This is a genomic window from uncultured Lactobacillus sp., assembly GCF_947367085.1.
Lineage (GTDB): Bacteria > Bacillota > Bacilli > Lactobacillales > Lactobacillaceae > Lactobacillus.
Genome location: NZ_CANBCP010000053.1, coordinates 1 through 11,983, shown reverse-complemented (window position 1 = coordinate 11,983; position 11,983 = coordinate 1). Strand labels below are relative to the sequence as shown.

General features: G+C 31.8%; 10 protein-coding genes. 1 reads left to right on the top strand and 9 read right to left on the bottom strand.

Translation table 11 applies throughout. From position 1 onward, the window contains the following. Nucleotides 1-159 precede the first annotated feature (159 nt). From Q0Y70_RS07975 to Q0Y70_RS07945, 7 genes are all read right to left on the bottom strand, one after another. On the bottom strand, nt 160-1,176 hold the full coding sequence (locus Q0Y70_RS07975; protein WP_297819465.1) for an aldose epimerase family protein: 1,017 nt from the start codon (nt 1,174-1,176) through the stop codon (nt 160-162). A gap of 8 nt (nt 1,177-1,184) precedes the next feature. After that, nucleotides 1,185-2,678, bottom strand: a complete 1,494-nt coding sequence (locus Q0Y70_RS07970; protein WP_297819462.1) for an alpha-N-arabinofuranosidase — start codon at nt 2,676-2,678, stop codon at nt 1,185-1,187. 9 nt (nt 2,679-2,687) lie between these two features. After that, nucleotides 2,688-3,632, bottom strand: a complete 945-nt coding sequence (locus Q0Y70_RS07965) for a family 43 glycosylhydrolase (RefSeq protein ID WP_297819459.1) — start codon at nt 3,630-3,632, stop codon at nt 2,688-2,690. Nucleotides 3,633-3,919: 287 nt separating this feature from the next. Next, on the bottom strand, nt 3,920-4,366 hold the full coding sequence (locus Q0Y70_RS07960; RefSeq protein ID WP_297819456.1) for a DUF624 domain-containing protein: 447 nt from the start codon (nt 4,364-4,366) through the stop codon (nt 3,920-3,922). Between the two features lie 4 nt (nt 4,367-4,370). Then, the gene (locus Q0Y70_RS07955; RefSeq protein ID WP_297819453.1) at nt 4,371-5,219 is read right to left on the bottom strand and encodes a carbohydrate ABC transporter permease; all 849 of its coding nucleotides are present in this window, start codon (nt 5,217-5,219) and stop codon (nt 4,371-4,373) included. 16 nt (nt 5,220-5,235) lie between these two features. Beyond that, nucleotides 5,236-6,150, bottom strand: coding sequence for a carbohydrate ABC transporter permease (locus tag Q0Y70_RS07950; protein ID WP_297819450.1), 915 nt, complete (start codon nt 6,148-6,150; stop codon nt 5,236-5,238). Nucleotides 6,151-6,227: 77 nt separating this feature from the next. Continuing rightward, the gene (locus Q0Y70_RS07945) at nt 6,228-7,571 is read right to left on the bottom strand and encodes an ABC transporter substrate-binding protein (RefSeq protein ID WP_297819447.1); all 1,344 of its coding nucleotides are present in this window, start codon (nt 7,569-7,571) and stop codon (nt 6,228-6,230) included. Nucleotides 7,572-7,814: 243 nt separating this feature from the next. Between Q0Y70_RS07945 and Q0Y70_RS07940 the strand changes: the two genes are divergently transcribed. Beyond that, nucleotides 7,815-8,435 (top strand): hypothetical protein, encoded by a 621-nt coding sequence (locus Q0Y70_RS07940; protein WP_297819444.1) that lies wholly within the window; start codon nt 7,815-7,817, stop codon nt 8,433-8,435. 132 nt (nt 8,436-8,567) lie between these two features. Here Q0Y70_RS07940 and Q0Y70_RS07935 read toward each other — a convergent pair whose 3' ends face one another. Next, entirely contained in the window at nt 8,568-10,013 is a 1,446-nt protein-coding gene (locus tag Q0Y70_RS07935) for an alpha-N-arabinofuranosidase (RefSeq protein ID WP_297819440.1), read from the bottom strand. Between the two features lie 3 nt (nt 10,014-10,016). Then, the gene (locus Q0Y70_RS07930) at nt 10,017-11,918 is read right to left on the bottom strand and encodes a glycoside hydrolase family 127 protein (protein WP_297819437.1); all 1,902 of its coding nucleotides are present in this window, start codon (nt 11,916-11,918) and stop codon (nt 10,017-10,019) included. Nucleotides 11,919-11,983: the final 65 nt, after the last annotated feature.

Sequence of the window (11,983 nt, the reverse complement as noted above, 5' to 3'; positions counted from 1 at the left end):
CCCCCCCCCCCCCCCCCCCCATTTCATCCCACGCCCCCCACCCAGATCAACACCAAAGCCTTCGTCGGCAGCGTCAGATGTGTATAAGAGACAGGATCTTTATTTCCAGTTAAAATAAAAAAACGATAGAGCCAAGCTTTTTATCAAATGCTTGGCTAGTTAATACTCAAATTGCCAATTCATATATCTTGAGAATTCATGTCCTGGTATTAAAACAAATGGGGTTAAATCATCACCATATTGAGGTGAAAACTGCGCTTCCAGAGTAATTCCATCATGCTCTCCTAAATTACGAGAGACGCCCTTATGATTGAATGTATTTGCAGTAAAGATGACTAACGACTGTGCATCAGTCGTCATAATCATTCTTCTATGTTTAGTAGGTGATAATAAAATAGCTGCAGGAGACCTCCCATTTAGAATAAATGGATGATCCAGGCCATTTCTTATAGTTATTTCATGTTCTTGACTATGAATTACTTCTCCTAATTTTCTAGATTTCTTAAAATCCCATAGTGTTCCAGCTGCTGGTTTCATTTGACAAGTGGGCATCGTGTTATCATCGACTGGAACATAGTAATCTGCATTTAATTTAAGTTCTAAATCATCAATTTTTGAATCAGGACCGTCTAATCTAAAATAAGTGTGATTAGTTGGATTAAATAAAGTAGTTTGATCGCACTCAGCATTAATTTGACATCTTAAATTATTCTTATTATCTAAACTATAAGTAACATGAATTAATAAATTTCCAGGATAGCCATTTGTTCCATCTGGGTCAAAAATAGTTAAAGTTATTCTAACTTTATCTTTTTCAATCATTGGTTGAAAAGCCCAAACTCGTTCGTCAATACTCTCTCCACCATGTAAGGAATTTTCTCCATCATTTTTTGGAAAATGATTTATTATATTTCCATGTGTCCATACACCATTCTTTATTCTTCCAGCTACTCTTCCGACAATACCTCCTAAAAAATTTCTTTCTTTAGAATAATCTGATGGATGAGGTAAAGACATAATTATATTTTCCAAATTGTTTTGAGTAGGAATTTCTACTTTTTCGAGGGTTGCACCGTAATTCAATATTGTAGCTTTCATGCCATTATCATTACTCAAAGAAATTTCGTAAAGATCTTGTGCATCTTTTTGTCCATACTTTTTAACTTCTATATCCATTTTTCCACCTAACTTAGTTTGATTCGAATCATATTCCAAGATGCTGGCTTTAAATTAATAGTTGTAGTTTGCTGTCCATTTTCAATACGATTATTAGCTCTTATATGCATTTGTCCATTTTCATTTGTTTGCTTGAGAGCATATCCTTCAAATTCAGTTGCTTCAATTACTCTGTCAAAATCGAAACCATCACTTAGAATCTTCAATTCCATATCTTCGTTTAAAGACTTATTGACAGCAAAAATAATTACTTCATTTTTCTCTTCATTTACAACTGCAATACTCTCAAGATAAGGGACTCTTTCAAAGTCTTTACTTGAATAGGTTGGACTATATTCAATTGGAGTTAAAACAGTTCCTCTTCCATAATTTGAAACTTGCATAAAAGGATAAAAAATTGGCTGTATCCATGCCTCTCCATCATTTTTTGTCATGATAGGAGCGATTACATTCACCAATTGAGCCAGGCAAGCAATTTTCACACGATCAGAATGTTTTAAAATAGTGATCAATAGCGAGCCGATTAATAAAGCATCTTCGAAATTATAAATATCCTCTAGTAAATGTGGACTCTTTTGCCAAGGCTGATTTTCTTCATCTTTTTGCTTTGAATGATACCAAATATTCCATTCATCTAAAGATAAATTAACTTGTTTCTTACTATGCTTTCGAGCCTTTACAGCATCACAAATTGCGATTACACCAGCAATAAATTCGTCTAAATCTTTACTTTTAGCTAAATAATTCGGAGTATCATTATCCTCGTTGCCGTAATATCTATGCAAGGAAAGATAATCTATATTTTCATAACTTCTATTTAAAACAGTATTCTCCCACTCACCAAATGTTGGCATATCAAGGGCTGAACTTCCACAGGCAATCGTTTCAATTGAACTGTCTACTAGTTTCATCGCCTTAGAAGTTTCGTTTACTTGTTTCCCATATTCATCTGCAGTTTTATGTCCGATTTGCCAAGAGCCATCCATTTCATTTCCGACGCACCAAGTTTTTATATTGAACGGCTCTTTTGCACCATTCTTAATTCTCCAGTCGCTATAAGCTGTTCCCTTAGGAAAATTACAATATTCTACTAAGTGTCTTGCTGCATCCAGACCACGTGTGCCCATATTTACGGCCATCATAGTGTGAGAATTTATCTTTTTAATCCACTTTTCAAATTCATGCATCCCAAATTGATTTGTCTCTATGCTTCGCCATGCTAGATCTAATCTGACAGGTCGATCGTCTTTAGGTCCAACTGAATCTTCCCAATTAAAGCCTGACACAAAGTTTCCTCCTGGATATCTTATAATTGGTACATTCAATTTTTTTACTAATTCGATTACTTGTGTATTAAAACCATCTTTATCTGCATATTTGCTATTTGGTTGATAAATTCCTTCATAAACCGCCCTTCCCAGATGTTCGATAAATCCGCCATATATTCTCGGATCAATTTTACTAATCGGTGAGAATTTATCTACTACTAATTTTGCTTTCATTCTTATACCTCAATTAATTTCTTCACTATCTCCAGGTTGTCCAAAATCAGGCAGTCCATCCTTATTCCATCTAAAATATTTCGCATAGGCGTGTCGGTCTGGGTTATCGAGCGGATCACCACTTATTTGAGTATATGGTCTTGCATGATAGATTAAAACATCCCTATCTTTTACTTTAGTAAAACTATTATGACCAGGTCCCCATAATTTGTTTTCTTCACAACTTTTAAACACTGGTTCTTTAGTTTTATGCCATGAAAAACCATCTAATAGATCATTGCTTTTTTCTGCCCAAAGCATTCCCATAGCATAATTTTCATCTGTCGCACTAGCAGAATAAGTAATAATTATTTTATCATCGTGAATGATTACAGCTGGACCTTCATTGACACTAAATCCTCGCATTTCCCAATCATATTCTGGAATTGATAATAACAATTCTTTTCCAGATAAAGTCCAAGGATTATACATTTTAGCTAGATATAAATTGGAATTATTATGAATAGCTGGCTCCAATTGGGCCCAACACATATACAACTCTCCATTATTCTCAAAAACAGTCGCGTCTAATGAAAAACTATTCTGATGGGTCTTTACTTGACCTTTTTCAGTCCATTCTGCTGTTAAAGGATTTTCCCCTATCCCCTCTAACACAAAAATATTATGGTGATGATCTTTATCCCGAATGTTTTCATCATCTGAAGCAGCAAAATATATATACCATTTTTTATTAATATAGTGTAGTTCTGGCGCCCAAATTAATTTACTCATTGGACCAGTTTTATGTGCCTGCCAGATATTTACTGTTTCTGCACTCTGTAATTCGTTTAACGTTTTAGCTCTTCTTAATTCAATTACTTGGTAACCAGGTACTGATCCACAAAAGTAATAATATCCTTCATGATAAATTACCCATGGATCGGCTCTCTTTTCAACAATAGGTTTTGGTTTCATAAATTCCTCCAAAAAAAAGCGATGAAAACTTAATAATTTAGATCTTCATCGCTTCTTTATCATCTAATAATTGCCTCTTTCTTTAATTGTATAAATTCTTTTTTAGTTCGTCTCCAGAGAATATATGTAGTTAATGGAATAAAAAATAGAATTACATAGCTTGCAAATAATTTAAAACTAAAATAATTGATGAATATTAAAAGAACCATTTCTAAAGAAATTAAAGGCTTTGATATTAATAATTTAGTTTAATAAATAAATCCCTCTTTTATCTTTAAATAAAAATATCATTTAAGCATAACAGTCCAAAACAAATGAACCAATGTTAAAACAATTAATAAAGTTAACAAGGGTAAAAATAATTGTCCATTTTTCATAAATTTGTTAGCGGAAATTATATCTATACACAGAAACCAAAATACAGCTTCATAAATTAAGCTTTCTAAGCATCCAACTTTAAATACTTCTTTAAAATACTTGAAATAAGTTTTCATTCCTAAAATTACTTTATCTTCAACTCTACTATTTCGAAGATAGTTAAACAGTGCAACCAAAGAGGGGAATAAAGTTACGGAACAAAGTACATACAGCGGTAAAGTAATTATTTTGAATTTTAAATTCCAACTTAATAGTATTAAGAAAATGTTGCTTGACAGAAAGAAAATATTACCTAATATAACTCTCCATGCAATTTGGATTCCTACATAAATTAAATTTCTGTGATTTTTATTCATATCTTTATCCTTTTACGCCACCAACAACAAATCCATCTTGAAATGCCTTTTGATTAAATATAAAAATTAACATGATAGGCACAATTGACATTACTGAACCTGCAAATAATAATTGATAATTATTACCATATGGCGTCATTGCTGAAAGCAAACCAGCGGGAATAACAAAGTTTGTATCTGACTTCATAACAATCAATGGCCACAAAAATGAATTCCATGCACCCATAGTTGTTAAAATTGTCATTGCTCCAAACGCTGGCTTCATAAGTGGTACATAAATATTCCAAAATATTCTAAATTCTCCGCATCCATCTAAACGTGCAGATTCAGCATAATCTGGTGCTAACCCCATACAAAATTGTCTAAAAAAGAAGATAGTACCAGCAGGAACAACACCCGGCAGAATTACTCCGGCATAAGTATTTAGTAATCCCAATTTAGTAATCAAGTAATAAAGAGGAATAGTTAATACATCCCCAGGGAACATCATCATAATTAAAACAACTATAAAAATTAAATTTCTTCCCTTAAAGCGATACATTGCTAATCCATATCCAACCATAGACGTTAACACTAGTACTAAAATGGTTTGAACAATTGTAATTATTAACGAATTTCTATACCATAACCAATAAATACCATTTCTATTAGTCCATAGGGCTTTATAGTTATCCAGATTCATCTTAGAAAAATCAATGTTAACATTTAATCCATTTGAGAAGATTTGAGCAACATTCTTAAATGATGAAACTAACATAAAATAGAATGGAATTAAAACAGCAATTGCAATAAGTCCTAAAAAGATAAAGGCCAAACTATTATTAATAATTTTTTGTCTTTTAATACTATGCATAATCTTTTAGCCTCCTCTAATTATCATATAATCCCATTAATTTAGTCTGAATGGCATTTACTACAGTAACAATGATGAACAATGCGACACCAACAGCACAAGATAAGCCAAAGTTTCCATCTGTAAATGCGGTCTTATAGATCAAGGTTACTAACGTAGTACCAATGTTATTTGGAGATTCGGCTCCCCAATAAACATATGATTCATTGAATAGTGAAAATCCAGCTTGAATTGAAATAGTTAAAACATAAATAGTAATAGGCTTTAACATTGGTATAGTAATATAGCGGAATTTCTGCCAACCATTGGCACCATCCATATCAGCCGCTTCATATATATCAGGTGAAATACCTTGTAACCCAGAAAGAAAGTAAATAGTATTTACACCAATCCAACGCCAAACTGCGATAATAACCAAAGCGAACATAGCAGTATGTGCGTTTTCTAGCCAATCAAATGGTCCTAAATGAAATACTGATAACCACTGGTTAAATACTCCTGTCTTATCATCACTAAACGCATATCTAAAAATTAAACCTGCAATTACAGTCGATGTTAAAACTGGAGCGAAATATACTGATTTAAAAAATCCTTTTAGTGGCGTACCCTTTCTATTAATAACAAACGCTACCAGCATTGGTAATGGAATTAAAATCAGCAATGTCCAAATTGTATAACGAAATACATTCCATAAGGCAGCATAAAATTCATTTAAACCAAATAATTGTTTATAATTTCTTAAGCCGATCCATGTAGATCCTGCTATTCCGTTTACTTGTTCAAAACTCATCTTAATAGCCGATACAAATGGGTAAACTGAGAAAAGTAAGAAAGCGATGATAAATGGAGAAACAAACAAATATGGTGCCACTTTTTGCCAATTTATTTTTCTTTTTGGCTTAGTCATTATTTCAGGACCCGTTGAATCCATAACACTCACTCCTTGTATTATTAAATAAAATAATGGAACCAAAGATTATTAATTATTTAGTTCCATTATTTCTAATATTAATTTTCACTCTTAAACTTTTTCAGCAACGCTTTTTGTGCTTCATTCAAGCTTGTCTTTGCTGAAGGTTTACCCTTACCAATAACATTAGGAATAGTATATCTTAATAGATAATCATTAATTACTGGTGAATTCTTATTAGTAGTTGTTACGTGGCCGGTTTGATTTTGTAATTGAACCAAAGTATCAAAGATATTAGTACCAAAGTAATCAGTGTATTTATTCTTTGATCTTAATTCTGGAGAGTTCCAGACATCTTTACGAATTGGATCAAATCCTAACATTGTCCATTGTTTTATAGCCATTTGCTTGTTAGCTTTACCAAAAACAACAAACTTCTTAACTAACTCTTGAGATTCTTTAGGTACTTGGTTGGTAACCATAGTAGCAGTACCACCACCATCAGCAGAAGTACGGTCACCCTTTTTGAATACTGGCATTGGTGCTAAAGCAATCTTACCTTTTAATTTAGGCATGTAGGTTACCATTCTGCTCATATACCAGGCAGGCATCGTAATTGAAGCAACATTTCCTTTATTCATAAAAGCAAAATATTGATCATTATCTTGACCGGGAGCACCTGGTGATTTACGAGCGATTTTATCTTTGTAAATCCAATCTTGTGCCATTTGCAAAGATCTTACAGCTGCAGCATTGTTAACATCTGGTTTGGTTAATGATTTATTAAATAAGTCAGCATGTTGTTGTGAAATCATTGCATACCACTGAAAGTTTGCATTTGGTGAAAATGTAGTCATATACTTGCCAGTCTTAGCTTTAACTTGTTTCCCCGCTTTAGTGAAGTCATCCCAAGTCTTAATATTTTTGTAATCAACTCCTGCCTTCTTTAAAAGTTCAGTATTGTAATAAGTAACAAATGTACCCACGTGATAATCAAGCCCGTAATATTTGCCATCTTTCTTATAATTATCTAATCTAGTCTGAATCAGCTCATTTTTATAAGGCTTTATCTCTTTATTTAATGAAAGATATGGTGGATTTTTTTCTTTTAGTTGTGTTGCAGCTTGACCAATTTCAACATCAACCATATCTGGGGCTCCAGTACCACCTTGTAAAGCAGTAGTCAATTTTTCGTTTTCGTTTGCAAATGGAAGAACCGTAGTCTTAAGCTTTATCTGTTGCTTTGGATGTTCCTTATTCCATAGCTTTGCAGCTTCTTTCCAATATTTTGTGTGGATAGCTGTAAAGGTCCAATAATTAACAATAGTTTTTCCATCTGATGTCTTAGTAGGTTCAGAGCTCTTGTTACCACAGCCAGTTAATGACATTGAAGCAGCAACAATTGCCAATCCTCCTATTATAAGCTTTTTCCAGCTCTTCATTTTGTCCTCCTAATAAATAATAAACAAATTCAATGTTACGTTGTAAGTGCTTTCATTGTTTACACATATAGTATGGTATTTGTATTGTGGTTTGTCAATCACTTTTTATAATTTGTTTTATATATTTTGATAATTTGAAAAATTTATTTTTATTTGCCTAATATATAATCTCCATTTTAAATTGTATACCTTTCAAATTTGAGTTAAACTGGATATATATTGTATTTGAATGGAGGTTTTTGCATGAAACCTACTTTAAAAAAGGAGCTTTCTACTAGAAAAAGCCTTAAAAGTAAACTTAAATATATTTTTTTTGCATATAAATTTGAACTTGGAGTTACTCTTTTTATCGTAGCTATCCTTACATTTTTTATAAGTACCACAATTATGAAAGATCATTCAGTATTAAATATTGCTGCATATACTTCTGATCCTCCTAATACTTATGAGGTCTCTTCAATCCAGGGAGAATTAAATAAAATACTGAAGATTAATTATAATCAAGGACGCAAAACATCTGAGGTAACTGTAGGATCCAGTAAAAAAATTAGTAACGAAATTAAATTGCGAAGTATGATATCCGCTAAACAAGTTGATATATTGATAATTAATAAACGTGGATTTAAATATCTAAATGCTAATACTAAAAATCTTAAACCTATACCTAAGAAGTTATTTGCTAAAAGAATCGACAAACAGTATTTATTTATTAAACACAACAAAATTTATGGAATCCAAGCTGACAAAATTCCTATATTATCAAAACTTTCGTCTAGTTCGGATGATGTTTTATGTGTGCCTGCGAATGCAAACAATTTAAATGAAGCCAAAAAGCTTCTTATTTGTTTATCCAAAAGAATATAACAATGTATCTGAGACTAAAGTCTATTTTTAATACATTATAGCCTTTAATCAAAATAAAAATCCTATTGAATCAACTCTTGATTTAATAGGATTTTTTGATATCTTTTTTCCAGATGTATGTTTATCTGGTTTTTATTTATTTAGGATAACAGTTACAATATCTTTATCTTTCAACGGTAAAGTTATTGTATTTTTAGTGATTTGATAATCGCCATACTCCATTAACTGTATATTATTTGGGTTATTAAAAGAATTATGTGCGTCATTCTTATCTGCATGTAGTCTCTTATGATACAGAATACCTCCTAATTCATCTTTAAAAATAAATTTGATTGTATTCTTTTCAGTTTGCGAAGTATTACATACAGAAATAATATATTTATTATCTTTTTCAGACACAGTATATGTAAGTGGGTCACCGTTATCATTATATGCAGCAATTCGCTTGGCGTTTTGATGATATTTATACATATCAAATACATAATATGTTGGTGTTAAAATCATCTGATCCTTTTTTGTTAAAATCATAGACTGCAAAACATTCACAGTCTGAGCAATATTAGCCATTCCAACTAGTTCCGCATGTTTAGCAAAAATATTTAATGTTGTCGCAGCCATGACCGCATCTCGTATAGTGTTTTGTTGATAAAGATAAGCGGGATTAGTATGTGGCTCATTATGTAACCAATCTCCCCATTCATCTACAATAAGTTTTATACGATGAGTTGGATCATATTTCGCCATCCTAAGACCGTGTTCATGAATAAAATAATCCATTTTTCTAATACTATATAGTAATGAGTCCCACTCTTTTGGTTCAAAATCAGTAGCATATCCTTTTTTGTCCCACAGATCGGTCAAACCGTAATGATGTAAACTTAATCCATCCATAAATTCGTTTGCATTTTCCATAACCACATTTGTCCAATTAAAATCATCAATATTGGGTCCACATGCCACTTTAAATAAAGGAGGTTGAGTTGGATCATATTGATGAGCAAAAGTTTGCCATAACCTATATAAGTCTGCATAAAACTCTGGTCTCATATGACCATCTTCTCCCCATTCTTCATTCCCAATTCCAATAAATTTTAATTTCCATGGTTCTTCATGTCCATTTTTCTTCCTTAAATCAGCCATTTTTCCTACTGGACTAGTTATATATTCAAGCCAATCTGTCATTTCGTGTATAGTACCACTTGACATATTAATATTTAAATAAGGCTCTGCGCCAATTTGCTGACAAAAATCAAAAAATTCATCAGTTCCGAATTCATTACTTTCTAAATCATTTCCCCAACTGGTATTAATTATTGGATATCTAATAGAACCAACTCCATCTCTCCAATGATAAATATCTGAAAAGAAACCTCCTGGCCATCTCAAAACTGGAATATGTAAATTCTTTAATGCTTCAACAACATCACTTCTTATTCCGCGAATATTAGGAATTGAACTATCTTTTCCTACCCAAATTCCTCCATAAATCCCAGACCCTAAGTGTTCACTAAATTGACCTTGCAAATATTTACTTATTGTAACTTTTCCTTTTTTGTTTTCTAGATTTATTGTTTCCATTACTTATTCACTCTCCATCCAAACTGTCATTGATCTCGGCATTCGATTAGCCCATGCATAATAAGGAATTAATGTTAAAACTTTTTTATTGGTTTTAATTGAATTATATGAGTACAAAGATGTCCATTGTTGATATTTTGCATTTAAAATATCAATCTTTTCTACGCCATTTAATTCATCATTTCGAAAATATGTTTTAACTTCACAATTCTTGGGGATAATATAATTTTCATATTCCCCTATATTGTCCGCTCTTTCCTGACAATAAATTAATGGACCTTTTTGAATAGCAACTTTTCCAACATCATTTCTCACTTTAGGATTAGCTTTTACAAAGTGAATCTGATTATCTAAATTTATTTCTATTTTTAGATCTTGTGCGAACGAAACGTCTAAAATATTATTTTCAATATTGCTAAGCGAGTCATTACCTATAACATTTATCTCATTGCTATCACTCCATTCAGGCAGACGAACCTTAAAATGCAATTTAATTTGTTGAGGATTTAAGATACGGATTTTGACTCTATTTCCCCAAGGTAAGGAAGACAAGACATTTATGTGGATATCATGACTAAACTCTGTTTCATTTGCAATCAATTGATCTAATATAATTGTTCTATCTTTCACTACATAAATATATTTATCTAAAGATGCAATAAGTCTTGTAATATTGGTTGGGCAGCAAGCACAAGAAAACCACTTTTGTCTCCGCTCTCTACTAAAACCTTTTTTAAGATGATTATCTTTTGTCTCCATAGGATTTGAATAAAAATAGTTTTTACCATTTAATCCAATCCCAGAAAGCGCTCCGTTATATAATTCTTTTTCTAAAATTTCGCCAAATTCAGCCCTATAATTATTTTCTTCTAATTCACGAGCTAACAATATCATTGCTACGGAAGCACAAGTCTCACCATAATTCGTTAAGTTTGGTAGATCATAATCTTGAGTAAAGGCTTCTCCATTAGATGTTTGTCCAACATTTCCTGTGATAAACATTTGTTTGTGGATAATCTCGTTCCATAGTTTTAAAACTTCAGACTCTAATATTTTATCGTTCTTTAATCTAGCAACTCCTGCTGCTCCACTCAAAAAATATAAAGCTCTAACTGCATGTGCTCCATTTAATTTCTGATACTTTAAAGGGACACTATCAAAAAAATAATTTTTATTTGCTCTTCTCATTTCGGGAAAAGGATCATCTTCAATATTGTTTTCCTTATTCTGTTTTTCAAAGAAGTTTGTATTTTTTCCTCTGATACTTACAAAATGTCTTGCTAGATTTAAATATTTATCTTTTTTAGTACAACTATATAATTTAACTAATGCTTGTTCAATTTCCGGATGACCATCGTACTGATAGCTATGATTGATGGAAAGAAAGTAGTTATAAATAAAAACTGCCATTTTTTCCGCTATATCTAAAGCTTGCTTATTTTTAGTTGATTTATAATAAGCAACGCCTGCTTCAATATAATGCCCCATGCAATATAATTCATGAGATTGTTGAAGTTGTTTGAACTTTAAATCTGGTTTTTCAATTTGATAATAGGTTGATAGATAACCATCTGATTCTTGAGCTTTACCAATTAGCTTAACTACTTTATCAGCACGTTTTTTTAAATCTTCATTTTTCTCATACTTCAGAATGTAAGCTACTGTCTCTAACCATTTATATACATCTGTATCTTGAAAAACCATTCCATAATGATGGCCTTTCTCTAGATTTGCAGCAATTCTAAAATTTCTTAGAGCATAACTTCTTTCTGCTTCATCTGTATTATTCTCATTATTCATTATTTTCCATTGATAATTTATAGCTTCATCAGCAATCAAGGAACGGTAACGTACCCAAAAGGGTGACTTAACTACTGACTTTTTTACTTTTATTGTATCTGCCATCTTACCCTCCTATTCAGTAATGATGTAACCGATTTCAATAAAAGTATATCACATAAATAAAATAC

Coding starts and splice junctions, on each gene's coding strand:
- Q0Y70_RS07930 (WP_297819437.1), bottom strand. CDS start 11,918: ATGGCAGATACAATAAAAGTAAAAAAGTCAGTAGTTAAGTCACCCTTT.
- Q0Y70_RS07950 (WP_297819450.1), bottom strand. CDS start 6,150: ATGGATTCAACGGGTCCTGAAATAATGACTAAGCCAAAAAGAAAAATA.
- Q0Y70_RS07960 (WP_297819456.1), bottom strand. CDS start 4,366: ATGAATAAAAATCACAGAAATTTAATTTATGTAGGAATCCAAATTGCA.
- Q0Y70_RS07945 (WP_297819447.1), bottom strand. CDS start 7,571: ATGAAGAGCTGGAAAAAGCTTATAATAGGAGGATTGGCAATTGTTGCT.
- Q0Y70_RS07970 (WP_297819462.1), bottom strand. CDS start 2,678: ATGAAAGCAAAATTAGTAGTAGATAAATTCTCACCGATTAGTAAAATT.
- Q0Y70_RS07955 (WP_297819453.1), bottom strand. CDS start 5,219: ATGCATAGTATTAAAAGACAAAAAATTATTAATAATAGTTTGGCCTTT.
- Q0Y70_RS07965 (WP_297819459.1), bottom strand. CDS start 3,632: ATGAAACCAAAACCTATTGTTGAAAAGAGAGCCGATCCATGGGTAATT.
- Q0Y70_RS07940 (WP_297819444.1), top strand. CDS start 7,815: ATGAAACCTACTTTAAAAAAGGAGCTTTCTACTAGAAAAAGCCTTAAA.
- Q0Y70_RS07975 (WP_297819465.1), bottom strand. CDS start 1,176: ATGGATATAGAAGTTAAAAAGTATGGACAAAAAGATGCACAAGATCTT.
- Q0Y70_RS07935 (WP_297819440.1), bottom strand. CDS start 10,013: ATGGAAACAATAAATCTAGAAAACAAAAAAGGAAAAGTTACAATAAGT.